The sequence below is a fragment of the Photobacterium obscurum genome, from assembly GCF_026191635.1.
In the GTDB taxonomy this organism is placed as follows: Bacteria; Pseudomonadota; Gammaproteobacteria; order Enterobacterales; family Vibrionaceae; genus Photobacterium; species Photobacterium obscurum.
In genome coordinates this window covers 87,840-104,615 of sequence record NZ_JAKRRW010000011.1, presented here as the reverse complement: position 1 = coordinate 104,615, position 16,776 = coordinate 87,840, and the positions used below count along the sequence as shown (strand labels likewise).

The 16,776-nt window shown below is 48.8% G+C and carries 13 protein-coding genes; 10 read left to right on the top strand and 3 right to left on the bottom strand.

Going from position 1 to position 16,776, the window contains the following annotated elements:
- Positions 1-529 precede the first annotated feature (529 nt).
- Positions 530-1,960 (top strand): alanine/glycine:cation symporter family protein, encoded by a 1,431-nt coding sequence (locus MD588_RS14915; RefSeq protein WP_265698181.1) that lies wholly within the window; start codon positions 530-532, stop codon positions 1,958-1,960.
- A gap of 106 nt (positions 1,961-2,066) precedes the next feature.
- Positions 2,067-2,843, top strand: a complete 777-nt coding sequence (gene yaaA, locus MD588_RS14910; protein ID WP_265698180.1) for a peroxide stress protein YaaA — start codon at positions 2,067-2,069, stop codon at positions 2,841-2,843.
- Positions 2,844-3,002: 159 nt separating this feature from the next.
- Here yaaA and srmB read toward each other — a convergent pair whose 3' ends face one another.
- Together srmB and MD588_RS14900 are read right to left on the bottom strand one after the other, a co-directional pair.
- Positions 3,003-4,274, bottom strand: a complete 1,272-nt coding sequence (gene srmB, locus MD588_RS14905; RefSeq protein ID WP_265698179.1) for an ATP-dependent RNA helicase SrmB — start codon at positions 4,272-4,274, stop codon at positions 3,003-3,005.
- Positions 4,275-4,457: 183 nt separating this feature from the next.
- A complete protein-coding gene (locus MD588_RS14900; RefSeq protein ID WP_265698178.1) occupies positions 4,458-5,174 on the bottom strand; it encodes a tRNA1(Val) (adenine(37)-N6)-methyltransferase in 717 nt (238 codons plus the stop codon).
- A 390-nt stretch (positions 5,175-5,564) separates the two neighbouring features.
- Between MD588_RS14900 and brnQ the strand changes: the two genes are divergently transcribed.
- Positions 5,565-6,872, top strand: coding sequence for a branched-chain amino acid transport system II carrier protein (brnQ, locus tag MD588_RS14895; protein ID WP_265698177.1), 1,308 nt, complete (start codon positions 5,565-5,567; stop codon positions 6,870-6,872).
- A 67-nt stretch (positions 6,873-6,939) separates the two neighbouring features.
- Here brnQ and fldB read toward each other — a convergent pair whose 3' ends face one another.
- Positions 6,940-7,458: a flavodoxin FldB gene (gene fldB / locus MD588_RS14890; protein ID WP_265698176.1), complete on the bottom strand. Its 519-nt coding sequence runs from the start codon at positions 7,456-7,458 to the stop codon at positions 6,940-6,942.
- Positions 7,459-7,728: 270 nt separating this feature from the next.
- Here fldB and xerD point away from each other — a divergent pair, with 270 nt between their 5' ends.
- From xerD to MD588_RS14855, 7 genes are all read left to right on the top strand, one after another.
- Positions 7,729-8,625 carry a site-specific tyrosine recombinase XerD gene (gene xerD / locus MD588_RS14885; protein WP_265698175.1) on the top strand — a complete coding sequence of 299 codons (897 nt, stop codon included), beginning with the start codon at positions 7,729-7,731 and terminating at the stop codon, positions 8,623-8,625.
- Between the two features lie 216 nt (positions 8,626-8,841).
- Positions 8,842-9,564, top strand: coding sequence for a bifunctional protein-disulfide isomerase/oxidoreductase DsbC (gene dsbC, locus MD588_RS14880; protein WP_265698174.1), 723 nt, complete (start codon positions 8,842-8,844; stop codon positions 9,562-9,564).
- 143 nt (positions 9,565-9,707) lie between these two features.
- Positions 9,708-11,432: a single-stranded-DNA-specific exonuclease RecJ gene (gene recJ / locus MD588_RS14875; RefSeq protein ID WP_265698173.1), complete on the top strand. Its 1,725-nt coding sequence runs from the start codon at positions 9,708-9,710 to the stop codon at positions 11,430-11,432.
- 227 nt (positions 11,433-11,659) lie between these two features.
- A protein-coding gene (gene prfB / locus MD588_RS14870) for a peptide chain release factor 2 (RefSeq protein WP_265698172.1) occupies positions 11,660-12,758 on the top strand; the annotation gives its coding sequence in 2 pieces (ribosomal slippage) (positions 11,660-11,734 and positions 11,736-12,758; 1,098 coding nt in all).
- A 31-nt stretch (positions 12,759-12,789) separates the two neighbouring features.
- On the top strand, positions 12,790-14,298 hold the full coding sequence (gene lysS, locus MD588_RS14865; protein WP_265698171.1) for a lysine--tRNA ligase: 1,509 nt from the start codon (positions 12,790-12,792) through the stop codon (positions 14,296-14,298).
- Positions 14,299-14,461: 163 nt separating this feature from the next.
- Positions 14,462-14,884 (top strand): hypothetical protein, encoded by a 423-nt coding sequence (locus MD588_RS14860; protein WP_265698170.1) that lies wholly within the window; start codon positions 14,462-14,464, stop codon positions 14,882-14,884.
- 473 nt (positions 14,885-15,357) lie between these two features.
- Complete coding sequence (locus MD588_RS14855; protein ID WP_265698169.1) at positions 15,358-16,632, top strand: dicarboxylate/amino acid:cation symporter; 1,275 nt, start codon at positions 15,358-15,360, stop codon at positions 16,630-16,632.
- Positions 16,633-16,776 lie beyond the last annotated feature (144 nt).

Here is a 16,776-nt window from a genome sequence, read left to right as displayed (position 1 = left end):
TCGACAGTGTGAAACTACCAGCTTGAATAGCAGGGATAAAATTGTTTTCTGTGGAGCGGTGGAAATGGAACGGGGTGCCGAGAAACAGGCTTTCGTTTGGGGGGGGGCGGGGGAGTCATCGGCGAGAAATGTTATTGATAATTCAATGAGGTAGCGTGGCAATGGTGAACACGACGTGTTGTTTGTATTGAATAGAATTGTTAATGGAATTCATTTGCCGTTGGTAGGGGAAGGCTATTTATAGCCCAGAAAGAATGCATGTCCCTCGTAGATATTCCGATTGTGCATATTGATTTTTGGCGCATATATTTGCATGATCATGTGCCATCTGCAGTGACAAAACACACACAAACTGCATTCGGGTACAGTATCATCGCCTGGTTGGGTGATTTTCGTGCCTGTCATTTACCGCATAATAAAGAACGACTATGGTTGTTGGTAAGCAACCCTATTATTTTGACTATTATTCAGCATTACTTAATTTGGTGCTGGGTACGGTCATGTTTTGATGATTTTTAGAGGGGTGGACGTGACAAGTCAGATTAATTTTTTGAACGATCTGTTGTGGGGCTCAGTACTCATTTACCTTCTTATCGGGGTCGGTATTTTCTTCACGTATCGTCTGGGATTTATTCAGTTCCGGCATTTTGGTCATATGTTCAGTGTGATGAAGAACAGTCGAAAGTCCGACAAGGCCGGTATTTCTTCTTTTCAGGCTCTGTGTACCAGTCTGGCTGCCCGAGTGGGGACCGGTAACATGGCTGGCGTCGCGGTTGCATTGACGCTGGGTGGCCCGGGAGCGATTTTCTGGATGTGGCTGATTGCTATGCTGGGGATGGCTACGGCGTTTGCTGAAAGTGCGTTGGCGCAGCTCTACAAGACGCGAGATGATGACGGTAACTACCGCGGTGGGCCGGCATACTATATGGAAAAAGGGCTGGGCATGCGCTGGATGGGGATCGTGTTCTCTGTCTTCCTGATTATTGCCTTCGGCTTGGTATTTAACTCGGTACAGGCTAACTCCATCACTCAGGCGATGAATGTGGCCTTTGGCTGGAATCCGACGTATGTCGGTGTGGCACTGGTGTTGATGGCAGGGGTCATTATCTTTGGAGGGTTGCGGACGATTGCCCGTACCGCTGAGATCTTGGTACCGGCAATGGCGCTGTGTTACCTGGTGCTGGCCCTGTTTATCATGTTCTCCAATATCGGCAAACTGCCGGATGTACTGATGCTTATCTTCCGCAGTGCCTTTGGCCTGGAAGAAGCGGCTTCGGGGGCCTTGGGTTACACCATCGCCCAGGGGATGATCAATGGCCTCAAACGTGGCTTGTTCTCCAATGAAGCCGGCATGGGTTCCGCGCCTAATGCGGCAGCATCGGCAACGCCTTATCCGCCGCACCCGGCTTCTCAGGGCTATGTGCAGATGCTCGGGGTGTTCATGGATACCATCGTGATTTGCTCGGCGACCGTTGCGATTATCCTTATGTCAGGTGAGTACGTACCACATGGCGAGATCACCGGTATCGAGCTGACCCAGCGAGCGCTCAGTTCGCAGGTCGGGGGCTGGGGTTCGATCTTTATTGCGGTAGCTATTTTCTTCTTTGCCTTTACGTCGCTGGTGGCCAATTATTCGTATGCCGAAACCAATTTGATCTTCCTTGAGCATAACCATAAAGCGGGCCTGAATATCTTTAGGGTGATTGTACTGGGAATGGTCATGTTTGGTGCGGTTGCCGATTTACCGACGGTATGGGCGATGGCTGATGTGTCGATGGGAATGATGGCTATCATTAACCTGATTGCGATTGTGTTGCTCTCCGGCACGGTGGTGAAGCTGGCCCAGGACTACAATAAGCAGTTGGCACTGGGTAAGGTACCGACCTTCGACAGCAACGATTATCCGGAGCTGCATGCTCAGCTGGAAGAAGGGATCTGGGATCAGTCAAATAACAAATAATTGATTTTTCCTATCAGAAAAATAACCGAAGCCACGCGACTATCGCGTGGTTTTTTTTTGCATCAATGTTACTCTTTTGGCATCAGCCTAAAAGAGAAAAAGCCCTATGTTAATCGTGGTTTCACCAGCAAAAACACTAGATTATGAATCACTTCTGGTAACGCAAACCTATACCCTGCCGGAATTGGCCGAGCACTCTGCCGAACTAATTGAAGTGTGCCGCCAATTGACGCCAATGGACATTGCCAGCCTGATGAAGGTTAGCGATAAAATTGCCGGCTTAAATGCGGCACGTTTTGCTGAGTGGCAACCAGAATTTACCCCTGACAATGCGCGTCAGGCTGTCTTGGCGTTCAAGGGGGATGTATACACCGGCCTGGCTGCCGAGACCATGAGTGAAGATGATTTTGCTTATGCCCAGAAGCACCTGCGTATGCTGTCTGGCCTTTATGGCTTACTGCGTCCGCTGGACCTGATGCAACCCTACCGTTTAGAGATGGGCACCAAGCTTGCCAACCCGCGTGGTACCAACCTGTACCAGTTCTGGGGCGATATTATCACGGATAAACTGAATTCGGCCCTGGAAGAGCAAGGTGATAAGGTACTGGTGAACCTGGCATCGAACGAGTACTTCAAATCGGTGAAGCCGAAGCAGTTGGATGCCCAGCTTATTACTCCGGTCTTTAAAGACTGCAAGAATGGCAACTATAAGGTGATCAGCTTCTATGCCAAGAAAGCCCGTGGCATGATGGCTCGCTATATTATTGAAAATAAAATTGAGTCAGTTGAAGCGCTGAAACAATTTGATGTGGCCGGCTACTACTTCGTTCCTGCAGAGTCGACTGACAAAGAGTTGGTGTTCAAGCGCGAAGAGCAAAATTAATTTATTGGTGTGAAGTGAATTGCAAGCAGGGCTATTTGCAAGATTGTCAGTAAGGGCAAGCGCGATTAGCGCAAATAATAAAGGCAGGGTTCATACCCTGCCTTTGTGATTGGTTAGCTAGTTCGTCATAAACCGTTGTGACGAGGCGTGTTACGCGCCTTAAGCTTCTTTCTTGCCGCTTGGCTTTTGCTGGGCCGCTTTCTTTTTCTTCTTCGCGGTTTTCTTCTGCTTGGCCGCTTTTAGCTTCTTGTCGACTTTAACTTTTTTCTTCTTAACCGTTTTCGACTTCTTGCTCACAGGTCGCAGCCCGCTGATGAAGCGCTCAGGCACTTCCTCTTTCATATAACGGCCGACACGTTCGATCATCGGCTGATCGTGTGCCTCGATAAGTGAGATTGCGGTTCCTTTCTTACCGGCACGGGCAGTGCGGCCGATACGGTGCAAGTACACATCAGAGGTACGCGGCATATCGAAGTTAATAACGTGGCTGACATCCGGTAGATCGATACCACGTGCGGCAACATCGGTCGCTAGCAGGACGTTTACTTCGCCATCACGGAAACGAGCAATCGCGTTGTTACGCGATACCTGTGCCATTTCTCCCTGAATCCAGCTGCATTTGATGTTCATTGCCGCTAGTTGATCACGTAGGATGCCCAGACGCTCGCGGGTTTTAACAAACACAATACTGCGCTCGGCCTGATGATTCAGAACGTTTTCAAGCAGTGCCAGCTTGTGATTCATGTCATCACAACGCAGGTATAGCTGATGGATCTTCTTGCGCTCGCGGCGTGAAGGCTCTGAATTGACCTCGACAGGTTCTGTCAGGATAGTTTCCGAGAACTCACGTACACCTTTTCCTTCTAGGGTTGCCGAGAACAAAAGGCTCTGGCGGCGCCAGCGGCACTCTTTGTTAATACGCTCAACGACCTTGGCAAAGCCCATATCCAGCATACGGTCGGCTTCATCGAGGATCAGGCATTCAATGGCGCGACAGTCAAAGCGCTCTGCTTCGATGTATTCCATCAAACGCCCTGGCGTAGCGACCACGATATCCTGAGTTTTACCCAGCAGCTCGGCATGCTCGTCGTAGGAAATACCACCGGTAATGGTGAAGATTTTCTGGTTAGTATGCTTTGCCAGTGCACGAGCCTGATCTGCAACCTGGATGGCGAGTTCACGGGTCGGTGTTAGTACCAGCACGCGGGCAGGCCCCGGCTTCTTACGCGGAAAGTCCTGCAGGTGCTGAAGCATTGGCAGAAGAAATGCGGCAGTTTTTCCGGTACCGGTCGGAGCGGAAGCCAGAACATCTCTACCGTCCAGGGCATGAGGGATAGCCTGGGCCTGAACAACGGTCGGACGGTCATAGCCGATCTCTTCAATCGCTTGTAATAGCTCGCTATCTAACTCTAATTCGGAAAAGTCTCTCACCAGTCATCTCTCCTCGGGAATAAGACTAACGCCTGTCATTGTTCTCATCTTGGTATGAGATAACGACCTGAGGCATTGATATAAGGGGCGGCATTATAGAGATAATTGTCGCAAGTATCACCGATTAAAGCACAAAAACTTCGAGATAAAATTATCTGCTGTTGTTCTGCCCCTTCTGGTAGCTCAAAGCTTAAGATAAAAATCACGGGTTAAAGCGGTAAATAACGTCGAATATTCACCTTGTGAGTGGATTGATAGCTGCTCGGTGCGCCTCTCTCCTTGCTGACGCGAAAGTGCGATCAGCAGGCGGCTGACCGGCTTTTTCTCTGTGCTTCTTACTTCGCATAATCTTCGGCAGAACAGTTGGTTCTCTTCAGCGAGTTTGACCAGTTGCTGTCCTTCGTATTCAGGCAGGATCAGGCTGGCGGTACCGGTGCGACTCAGTAAGTGGCGGATCACCGCCAGCAGCTTTGGGTGGGTAAGGCTGTCGGTGTGGCGAGCGGTGGCTCTTGCCTGACAGTCAGCCTGTTGCCCTGTATTGAAGTAAGGTGGATTACAGACGATAGCCTCAAAGCAACCTTCTTGCTGTTGGGCTGACCAGCTTTCAACGTTTTGTTCGATACAAATAAGGCGCTCGTTCCAGGGAGACAGGATGAAGTTTTGCTGGGCAGCCTTGGCTGCACGATGATCGATTTCGATTGCAACTACCGGGTTCTCAGAGGTGCTGGTTCGTTGAGCGGCTATCAACGCCAGTAGCCCGCTGCCAGTACCAATATCCAGAATTTTGCCCGGTGCGGGTAAATCAGCCCAGGTTCCCAGTAATACCCCGTCGGTACTGACTGGCATCCCGCAGCCATAGTCATCAACGTGGAACTGTTTGAAAGTAAAACCTTTTGCCATCATTTCTCCGTCAGTTTCAAGAACCAAGCTATACCGTTGTGCAGGTCGAGCGTCACAAAATAAGTGCGGCATTATAGCGACTTCATCACTAACTTAAGAATATTTTAATTTTGTTAGCTTATTGTTGTTTGGATATTAATGCTTTTTTGATCTTTTTGATAAGTGTATTTTATTGGCTTTATGTTTCAATCTGGGAGGTGAAATTGGTGGTTTGTGCTAGTTTTTGAGGTCGCAACCCAAAGATTGTGGTGTTTTTCACTGGGTGGTTGCTTATTGTTCTCTTTTTCTTCATTATGCTGCGATAAGTGTCACATTTAGCAATAAGTAATTTGTGACAAATAATTACAAATACGCAGACATAACATAGACAGACAGAGTGGAAGGTGCAGTTTGAAGAAAACACTCAAGACAACAGATATATTGGCGCTAGGTTTTATGACCTTTGCGTTCTTTCTAGGTGCCGGAAATATCATTTTCCCACCGCAAGCAGGTCAGCAGGCCGGGGAGCATTTGGTTCCTGCGATGCTTGGTTTCCTATCTACCGGCGTTAGCCTGCCTCTGATTGCCATTATCGCGGTTGCGGTTGCGGGTGGTTGGAAAGGATTGACCCGTGACTTGCCATCTAAAGCAGCAACCCTGCTGGCAGTATTGATCTTTATCGTTATTGGTCCTGCGTTTGCAGCACCGCGTGCCGGTCTTGTTGCATACGAGATGGGTGTGAAACCATTTATTGCAGATGCCGGTCAGCTTAGCCTAACTATTTTTTCTATTGTCTTTTTTGCTATCGCTCTGTTCCTTTCTCGCTCGCGCGGCAACCTTGTCGACATGGTTGGTAAGTTCCTGACGCCAATTCTGTTCATTGCGCTTGTGGCTTTGGCTGTGGCGGTTGTGGTTAACCCGCAAGATGCCATTGAAGCGGCAAAAGGCGACTACGTTGAGATGCCGTTTATCAAAGGCTTTGTTGAAGGCTATAACACCCTAGATGCCGTCGCGGCACTGCTGTTTGGTATGGTGATTGTTGATGCGGTACGCAGCAAGGGCGTGACCGATGAAAAGGCAACACGCAAGTATCTGGTTAGCGCTGGCCTTATTGCCGCAGCTGGACTGGCTTTTGTCTATGTATCGCTATTCTACCTAGGTGCGACCAGCGTTGAGATTGCTGCGAATGCAAGTAATGGTGGTGATATCCTGGCTATCTATGTTGCTGCTCTGTTTGGTCCTGCTGGCCAGGTGATTCTGTCACTGATTGTATTGTTGGCTTGTCTGACGACGGTTGTTGGCCTGCTGAGTGCGTGTTCTGAGTATTTCTCTACCCTGACCAGCTGGTCATACGAGAAGTGGGTGACGGTACTGGCGGTTATTTGCTGTGTTGTGGCGAATGTTGGCCTGAACCAGCTTATCAAGATTTCGCTACCAGCATTGTTTGCACTATATCCGATTGCAATGGCTCTAGTTATCCTGACCTTTATCCGCCGCTGGTTGCCAAACCCGGCACTGTCTTACCGTGTGGTTATGCTGGTGGCCTTGTCGTTCAGTATGATTGATGCGGCAAAAGTATCTGGCTTTGACGTAACCGCGTTCCAAATCATTCCATTGTTTGACTACGGTATGGCATGGCTGATGCCGACATTTGTTGCCTTGGTGATCACTCGCTTTGTGGGTGGCCAGGCGCAACCGCAGGAAGCCCAGACGGCTTAATCGCTGGCTGACGATCATTAAAAAAGGGATGCCGCGGCATCCCTTTTTGTTTTCTGCTGGTTTGGAACTATAGCGTTTCGCTGTATTCAGTCAGGATTTGCTCGCACCATTGGGTGATTCGCTCATCGCTCAGTTCATATTGGCTGTCTTCATCCAGTGCGAGACCGACAAAATACTGCTGGTCTTCGGTGAGGGCCTTTGAGGCCTCGAACTGGTATCCCTGATTCGGCCAATAGCCAACGAAATTCACTCCTGTCGGTATCAGTTTGTCGTGCAGGATCCCCATCGCATCCTGGAACCACTCGGTATAGCCTTCCTGATCGCCAAGGCCAAACAGGGCTATCGTCTTGCCTTGCAGTGTCAGGCCGTCCAGCTGTTCCCATACGGCTTCCCAGTCTTCTTGCAGTTCACCAAAGTCCCAGGTCGAGATTCCCAGAATCAGCATATCGAAGTTATTCATCGTGCTGATATCCGTTTCCTTGATGTTATGCAGTTCGACCAGTTCTGCGCCGATACAGTCACGGATTTTCTCTGCTGCCATTTCGGTGTAACAGGTGGTTGAGCCGTAGAATAAGCCAATTTTCATGCTGCTAGTCCAGTTGGTTTGTGCATTAGAACAATAGCTGGGGATTTTACCTAGGTTGGTTGCCGTTGACTAATAATGTCTGAGTACGATGCAAATTGAAGGAGGGTAAAGTCGTGCAGGTTGCCAGCCATGAGTGATTTTGACACTAAAATGACAAGTTACTTTTGTGGCGAAATAGACTACCATGGACAAAAGCACTGTGTATTTATCCATGTGTTTTGTATGTAACAACAGCAATTGGGATAGATATAAGATTGACTAGAGGTTGTGGTGGAAAACGACGAAGTGATCATTGAGCGGTTTCTCGATGCAATGTGGATGGAGCGGGGGTTATCTGAGAATACCCTAACGTCCTACCGCAATGATTTGAAGAAGCTGTGTAACTGGATCGAGCAGGAAAAGCTCAGCCTTGAAAGTGCCTCGGTGGATGATTTGCAGCGCTATCAGCAATGGCTGTTTGATGCTGACTATAAGCAGACTTCCCGTGCGCGGATGGTCTCGGCGATCCGGCGTTTGTACCAGTACCTGCACCGGGAGAAAATTCGCGATGACGATCCCAGTGTCATGCTAGTGAGCCCGAAGCTGCCGAAACGTCTGCCGAAAGATATCAGTGAAGAGCAGGTCGATGCCTTACTGGATGCGCCGGATCCCAATGACCCAATTGAATTACGCGACAAGGCGATGCTGGAATTGCTCTATGCGACAGGACTGCGTGTGACTGAATTGGTCAGCCTGACGATGGAAAATGTCAGCCTTCGCCAAGGAGTGGTGCGGGTTACGGGTAAAGGTGACAAAGAACGCTTGGTGCCGATGGGAGAAAATGCCGTTGATTGGATTGAGCAGTTTCTTGAAACTGGCCGTCCGCAGTTACTGGGCGAGAAAAGCTCCGATGTGGTGTTTCCCAGCAAGCGTGCCAAGCAAATGACGCGGCAGACCTTCTGGCACCGGATCAAGCATTATGCAGTGTTGGCCGGAATTGATTCAGATAAGCTCTCTCCCCATGTGATGCGCCATGCTTTCGCGACCCATTTGTTAAATTACGGCGCGGACTTACGAGTGGTGCAGATGTTGCTGGGTCATAGTGATTTATCGACAACGCAGATCTATACTCATGTGGCGACCGAGAGGTTGAAGCAGCTGCATGAAACACACCATCCGCGAGCATAGCGAAATCCAACTATGATCGAAAAGGCTATCAAGCCGAAATAACGTTATACTGCTGGTTGGTTGAACGGTGGGCATATACACGAAGAGCCTAGAACTCAATTCCAAGATCTAGGAATCAGGCTCCAGTCTTCTCATTTATTATTGAACTATGAAAGTTTCTGGGACTCTTACTGGTCTTATTATTTATCTATATTTTGCTTAAAAGGAAATAGTCGAATGCACTTTTTTGGCCGTACGATACTTGCAACTGCTGTGGCACTGACTGCTTTTACAGCAGCGGCAAAGCCTGATGATGCTGCAATCAAGACGAAACTTAGTGGCTTGGGACTAGCGCCGGTCTCTATTACGCCTTCTCCGCTTTCTGGTCTGAACGAAGTGGTTACAGAACGTGGTATCGTTTACGTTTCTGATGACGGTAACTATTTCCTTGCCGGTCAACTATATAAGAATGATGGTGCTCAGCCCGTTAACTTGACTGAACAAAAAATGGCGAAGCTGAATAAGGATAAGTTGCAGGGGATGGAAGACGAGATGATCGTCTACCCGGCAAAAGATGAAAAATATGTGGTGACGGTATTTACTGATACCAGCTGTGGCTACTGCCGAAAGCTGCACAGTGAGATGAGTGCCTACAATGATGCCGGTATCACGATTCGTTATCTTGCCTTCCCGCGCGGTGGCGAGCGTTCACGTAACTTTGCCGAGATGAGTGCTATCTGGGGGGCGAAAGACCCGGCCGCTGCGATGAATGATGCGAAGAGCACTGGCTTTACCCCGAGTAGCGATGCGCAGCGTGAGGATCTGGTACGTAAGCATTATCAGCTTGGTGTGGCGATGGGTGTGAGTGGTACGCCTGCGATGGTGTTGGAAGACGGCACTATGTTACCGGGTTATCAGCCTGCCGACATGCTGCGCAAGATGCTCGATAGCCGAAGCTAACCGTATTTTTCCGGCAGTAGTTGAAACCCGGATTCGAGTTATCGAATTCGGGTTTTTTATCTCTGGCAGAGCCTCTATAATGCTTAGAACTCTCACCTCGTGCCTCGCACCGGGTCTTTATTCAGCACAAACTTAGCCTTGTTATGATTGAAATTAAACGTCGCTCACAAGCCGAGACTTCCGGCTTTTCAGATGCTATTCATCCGTTGTTAAAACGTATTTATGCCAGTCGTGGCTTGGCTTCCGATGCTGATCTTGAGCGTGGAGCCCGGGGATTGCTGGGCTTCAACCGGCTTCATGGTATTGACCCGGCTGTAGAGCTGCTCGTATCGGCACTGGCGGAGAGCCGCCGGATCATCGTCGTTGGTGATTTTGATGCCGATGGGGCAACCAGCTCGGCACTGTCTGTGCTGGCGCTAAAGATGCTGGGCTGTCGCAATGTCGACTATTTGGTACCAAACCGGTTTGATGATGGTTACGGCCTGAGTCCTGAAGTGGTTGAGCAGGCGGAAGCGCGTGGTGCTGAGCTGATCATGACGGTGGATAATGGGGTATCTTCTCTTTCCGGGGTGGCGGCGGCAAAAGCCAAGGGGATTCAGGTGTTGGTTACCGACCATCACTTGCCGGGGGATGAACTGCCGCAGGCCGATGCTATCGTGAATCCTAACTTGCACGAGTGTGACTTTCCGTCAAAGGCATTGTGCGGGGTTGGAGTGGCATTCTATCTGATGCTGGCTTTGCGCGCAGAGCTACGCCAAAACGGATGGTTTACTACTCAGGGAATCGCTGAACCTAATCTGGCAGAGCTGCTGGATTTAGTCGCTCTGGGAACGGTTGCTGATGTGGTTGCGCTGGACGGCAATAACCGAATACTGGTTCATCAGGGGTTGCAGCGAATTCGTGCCGGCAAGTGCCGGCCGGGGATCCAGGCATTGATTGAGGTCGCCAACCGTGATCCTGCAAGGCTGGTTTCCAGTGATTTGGGGTTTGCCCTCGGCCCGCGTATTAATGCTGCAGGGCGCTTGGATGATATGTCGTTTGGCGTCGAGTTGCTGCTTTGTGACAATATCCAGGCGGCACGGCGGATGGCCTCTGAACTTGACGCGTTGAACCAGACTCGGAAAGAAATCGAACACGGGATGAAAGAAGAGGCGCTGGCCATTTGCGAGCGACTGAAGTTCAATCAGCAAGATATGCCCTATGGCCTTGCCCTGTTCCAGCGTGACTGGCACCAAGGGGTGATTGGGATCCTGGCCTCGCGGATCAAGGAACTGTATCACCGCCCAGTGATTGCGTTTGCCGATGCCGGCAACGGTGAAATTAAAGGCTCGTGCCGCTCGATTCCCGGTCTGCATATGCGTGATGTGCTAGATGGGATTGATACCCAGAATCCGGGGATGATTTTGAAATTTGGCGGCCACGCCATGGCGGCAGGCTTGACGATACCGGAAGACAAACTGACGGCATTTAGCCAGGCGTTTGATCTGGCGGTACGCAAGGAGCTGGACGAAGATGCGCTCAAGGGCGTGCTGTTAACGGATGGTGAGTTAAACCGTCATGAGCTTAACCTGCAGACAGCTGAGGTACTGCGGGCGGGCGGACCTTGGGGGCAGCAGTTTCCGGAGCCAATGTTTGACGGAAAGTTCCGTCTGCTGCATCAGAAGCTGGTGGGCGGTAAGCACCTCAAGATGATGCTCGAGCCTGTCACGGGCGGCAGCGTTATTGATGGTATTGCCTTTAATATTGATATTCGCCGCTGGCCGGATGCCTCGGTACAGCAAGTTCAGCTGGTGTACCGCCTGGATGTCAATGAGTTCAGGGGAAACAGCAGCGCCCAGCTGATGATTGAGCATATTGAAGCGTTATAATTGTAACTGTCGGGAGCGGGGCTTCGAAGTGCCGCGATTGTGATCAAGATCGTTATTACCCTCTTGGTTAAGAGGGTAAATAGATTATTTCAAGATGGTGACGAGACTGTTTCTGTGACCAAGATAAAAAAATAAATTCACCGATAACCTTTCTTCCCCTCTGTATATTCTATCTACAATTCGATAGAATTCATCGGTTATGTCCGTTTCGGCTATGAAGAGTGGCAATGTTCGAGATTAATCCTATTAAAAACCGACTTGAGGATGTGTCAGCACGTACTGATATCCTTAGGGGGTACCTTTGACTATGATGCTAAGAAAGAGCGTCTAGAAGAGGTCAATGCAGAACTAGAGCAACCAGATGTATGGAATGAGCCAGAACGTGCTCAGGCTCTAGGTAAAGAACGCGCAGCACTAGAAGCTGTGGTTGATACTATCGATCAGCTGGATCAAGGCGTTGAAGACGTTGAAGGTCTGCTTGAGCTGGCCGTTGAAGAAAACGATCAGGAAACGTTTGATGAGATCGAGCCGGAACTGGCAGAGCTGGAAGCCAAGCTAGCGAAGCTGGAATTCCGTCGAATGTTTGCTGGCGATCACGACGAATCCGATTGTTATATCGATCTTCAGGCGGGTTCAGGTGGTACTGAAGCTCAGGACTGGACCTCGATGATGCTGCGCATGTACTTGCGCTGGGCTGACGCGAAAGGTTTCAAAACTGAGGTGATCGAAGTTTCAGAAGGTGAAGTGGCAGGTCTGAAATCTGCAACGGTTCGAATTAGCGGCGAATACGCTTACGGCTGGCTGCGCACGGAAACCGGCGTTCACCGTTTGGTACGTAAGTCACCGTTTGATTCCGGCGGTCGTCGTCATACCTCATTTGCTTCAGCGTTTATTTACCCTGAAGTTGATGACAACATTGCTATCGATATTAACCCATCTGATCTGCGTATTGACGTATACCGTGCATCAGGTGCGGGTGGTCAGCACGTTAACACCACAGAATCTGCGGTACGTATTACCCACGTACCGACGAATACCGTGGTGCAGTGCCAGAATGACCGTTCTCAGCACAAAAACAAAGATCAGGCGATGAAACAGTTGAAAGCAAAACTGTTTGAGCTTGAGATGCAAAAACAAAATGCCGAGAAGCAGGCCAATGAAGACTCGAAGTCTGACATTGGTTGGGGTAGCCAGATCCGTTCATACGTACTGGATGACTCCCGCATTAAAGATTTGCGTACCGGGGTGGAAAATCGTAACACCCAAGCGGTACTGGACGGTGACTTAGACCGTTTTATTGAAGCTAGCCTGAAATCAGGTCTGTAACCGAATTCGGTTAAAAATTTAAGGTTAACCCATGACTGATCAATTACAAGATGAGAATAAGCTGATTGCCGAGCGTCGCGCGAAACTGGATATGATTCGCGAGAAGTGTAAGGCAGCCGGTCACCCGAATGATTTCCGTCGCGATAGCTTAGCGGCAGACCTGCAGGCTAAATTCGGCGAACTATCGAAAGAAGAGCTGGAAGAAGCGGGCAACGTGGTTGCTATCGCAGGTCGCATTATGGCCAAGCGTGGTCCATTCCTGGCGATCCAAGATGTGTCTGGCCGTATCCAGGCTTACGCAGACAAAGCTGTTCAGAAAGAGCTAAAAGAAAAATACTCTGGTCTAGATATCGGTGACATCATCGGTATTAAAGGTGCGCTTCATAAGTCAGGTAAAGGTGATCTTTATGTGAATATGGACGAATACGTACTGCTGACTAAAGCACTGCGTCCGCTTCCGGAGAAATTCCACGGCCTGACGGATCAGGAAATGCGTTACCGTCAGCGTTACGTTGACCTGATCGTGAACGAAGAATCTCGCAATGCGATGATGATGCGTTCTAACGTAGTTAGCGCGATCCGTAACTTCATGACAACCAAAGGTTTCATGGAAGTTGAAACGCCAATGATGCACGTGATCCCTGGCGGTGCGACAGCACGTCCGTTTATTACGCATCACAACGCGCTAGACATCGATATGTACCTGCGAGTTGCGCCAGAGCTTTACCTGAAGCGTTTGGTTGTGGGTGGCTTCGAACGTGTGTTCGAAATTAACCGTAACTTCCGTAACGAAGGTCTGTCTCCACGCCACAACCCAGAATTCACGATGATGGAATTCTATATGGCATACGCAGATTACAATGATCTGATGGATCTGACCGAAGAAATGCTAAGCAGTATTGCGATGGATCTATGCGGTTCGCCAAAACTACCATATGGCGATGAAACGATTGACTTCGGTGGTCCATACCCACGTCTGAGCATGCTGGACGCGATCAAGAAGTACAACCCAGACAATGCGACTATTCAGCAAATGACCTATGACGATGTTCGTAACGTCGACTTTATGCGTGATTTGGCCGAGTCTCTAAGCATTGCTATCGAAAAATTCTGGACTTGTGGTCAGCTTCTGGAAGAAATCTTTGGTGAAACGGCAGAGCCGCAGCTAATGCAGCCAACGTTTATCACTGAATACCCTGCTGATATCTCGCCGCTTGCACGCCGTAACGACGAGAACCCGTTCATTACCGACCGTTTTGAATTCTTCATTGGTGGCCGTGAAGTAGCCAATGGCTTCTCTGAGCTTAACGATGCTGAAGATCAGGACAAGCGTTTCAAAGCTCAGGTTGAAGCGAAAGATGCGGGTGATGACGAAGCGATGTTCTACGACGCTGACTACATCACAGCTCTAGAGCACGGCCTACCGCCAACAGCGGGTCAGGGTATTGGTATCGACCGTCTGGTGATGCTGTTTACTAACACGCATACCATCCGTGACGTTATCCTGTTCCCGGCAATGCGCCCGCAGAGTAATGCCTAATATCTGCTAAGGTATTATCAGATTAATAAAGCCACCCATAGGGTGGCTTTTTTTTGTAATAATAATCAAAGAATTACAATCTGTATTGCTTGGTGTTGCATTTGAATGCTGTATAATTACCGCTGAAACAATCATCATATTAATAATAAGCTAAGGGATTATAATGAAGTTCCGTATTGCGTCATTGGCCATTGCACCACTATTGCTATCAGGTTGTATCTCGACGAAGTTGACCCCACCATCATCAGACTATGTCGGTAATTTGCCAGATGCATACAAGGTCGAACTTAATAAACTTAATGATGTGCCTTCCACACCGTTTCGAGGTGGTGTTCAGACTTTTCAGTTTGATGAAGAAAATTCATTGCTGACGGTTATCTATCGTTTACCTAACCCGCGCTGGTATTGGAATACCCACAAGTCGCAGGCAGAGAAAGACATATTTCCTTATGTGTGTGAGCAGTTTGGCGGAGCAATTGAAAATGGGCTAGGCGTACGTTATTGGTACTCCGGCAATGGTGGTTTTGCCACTGATGTTGTTACAGCAGAGACCTGCCATAACTTAAGTCAGCCAACAGAGAGCTAATCCCATCCCCAAGTGATCTCGTCCTGATTCCTTCAGCTTGATGTCACTTGGTATATTGCCTCTTTTCTCGCTGTCATATCGATATTGGAGTGTTAGGGAGAGAGGCGTATTCCTTCGTTTAACCAGAATTTCTTATAGTGGAAATAGGTTGCTTTTTATTCCTATAGTGGATTATTGGATGTGATTAGATTCACATTACAGGTATTTTTTGCCCTGTTAAATGGAACGATATTCTGCGAGTAATGTTCTATTCCTCATGCCCATAAGTTGCAGATAATTATATGTTTTAGTTTGTTATGCTGTAATTTATCTGTTCTAACGGTGTTTAATCTTGTATTTCATTTGTAGTTAAATTGTAAAAATTGTTCTTTTCAGTCGAATCCATCTGTGTAAAATGTCGTCCAACCCACGAGGAACAGTGGGAACAGGAAGTAAGCGAAACTTAAACAAGCACAACCTACTGGAGATGGACGATGAAGAAATCGCTATCAGGAAAAATATTCGCAGGCCTATTTGCTGGTCTGATATTAGGTACCGCGATTCAGTACCTGTTTAACGGCGTGACATTGATGGATACCTATGTACTTGGCCTGGCAGAAGGTGCTGGCGGTATGTTTGTTTCACTGATCAAGCTATTGGTCGTGCCATTAGTTTATGTCTCGATTGTTTGCGGTATCGTTGATCTGAAAGACATTACGGCATTTGGTCGCTTGGGTGGTAAAACCTTTGGTCTCTACATTATCAATACCATCATCGCGATCACCGCAGCCCTGACGGTTGGGATGATTTTCCAGCCTGGTGCAGATGCGAACTTGGCCGGTACGGTATCAGAAACGGTTAAACTGACAACCACGGAAACTCCTGATATTTTCTCACTGATTGTTAACATCGTACCAAGCAACCCAGTACAAGCTTTTGCAAGTGGAGATATGCTACAGATTATCTTCATGGCGATTCTGACAGGTCTTGCAATTCAGGCACTGGATAGTCGTGGTGGTCCTGCCATCAAGACATTCAAGATGGCCAACGAAATCATGATGAAGCTGGTTGGCCTGGTGATGAGCCTGGCGCCATACGGTGTATTTGCCCTGATGGTTCAGCTAGGTGCTACCCTGGATGCCAATACACTGATGTCGGTAGCCGGTTACGTCGCGCTGGTTGTTGCGATGCTGGTATTCTGGATTTTCTTCTTCTATCCAATGATGGTTGGCCTGACGACAGGCATCAAGCCTTCTCAGTTCCTGCGTCATACTCGTGAGCAGATCCTGTTCTCGCTATCGACGGCAAGCTCGAATGCCACGATTCCGGTTACGATGCGTACCCTGACTGACAAGATTGGCGTCTCAAAGTCAGTAGCCGGTTTCGGTGTACCACTAGGTGCGACCATGAATATGTCAGGTGTGTCTATCTACATCGCTCTGGCTACTATCTTCGTCGCCAATGCTTTCGGCCAGCCAATTAACAGTGCCGACCTATTTACCCTAGGATTGACTATTCTGCTACTGTCTATCGGTGCGGGTGGTGTACCAGGTGGTGGTGTGGTGATGGTTGGTGTCTTGCTTCACCAACTAGGTCTTCCGCCTGAAGGTCTAGCGATTGTTGCCGCTGTTGACCGTATCAATGATATGTTCTGTACCAGCTCTAACGTTGTCGGTGATACCGCAGTGAACACCATTGTCGCAAAAAGTGAAAACGAGATTGGTGTTGATGAGAACGATGCACAACCGGAAGCGGTAACAGTGAGTTAACTCACAATAAGATAATGATTTAAAAGCGCCTTCGGGCGCTTTTTGCGTTTTGGTGCGACAATTTATGTGAAAACCTTACAAGGATATCAATTATAATACCAAACAAGTTGCATTTATTGGGGCGAGATATTTATCATCAAACTC

What these genes read in the sequence shown, in the direction of transcription:
- yaaA (WP_265698180.1), top strand. Translation starts at nt 2,067, where the DNA reads ATGTTAATCGTGGTTTCACCAGCAAAAACACTAGATTATGAATCACTT.
- MD588_RS14900 (WP_265698178.1), bottom strand. Translation starts at nt 5,174, where the DNA reads ATGGCAAAAGGTTTTACTTTCAAACAGTTCCACGTTGATGACTATGGC.
- fldB (WP_265698176.1), bottom strand. Translation starts at nt 7,458, where the DNA reads ATGAAAATTGGCTTATTCTACGGCTCAACCACCTGTTACACCGAAATG.
- dsbC (WP_265698174.1), top strand. Translation starts at nt 8,842, where the DNA reads ATGCACTTTTTTGGCCGTACGATACTTGCAACTGCTGTGGCACTGACT.
- recJ (WP_265698173.1), top strand. Translation starts at nt 9,708, where the DNA reads ATGATTGAAATTAAACGTCGCTCACAAGCCGAGACTTCCGGCTTTTCA.
- lysS (WP_265698171.1), top strand. Translation starts at nt 12,790, where the DNA reads ATGACTGATCAATTACAAGATGAGAATAAGCTGATTGCCGAGCGTCGC.
- MD588_RS14860 (WP_265698170.1), top strand. Translation starts at nt 14,462, where the DNA reads ATGAAGTTCCGTATTGCGTCATTGGCCATTGCACCACTATTGCTATCA.
- MD588_RS14855 (WP_265698169.1), top strand. Translation starts at nt 15,358, where the DNA reads ATGAAGAAATCGCTATCAGGAAAAATATTCGCAGGCCTATTTGCTGGT.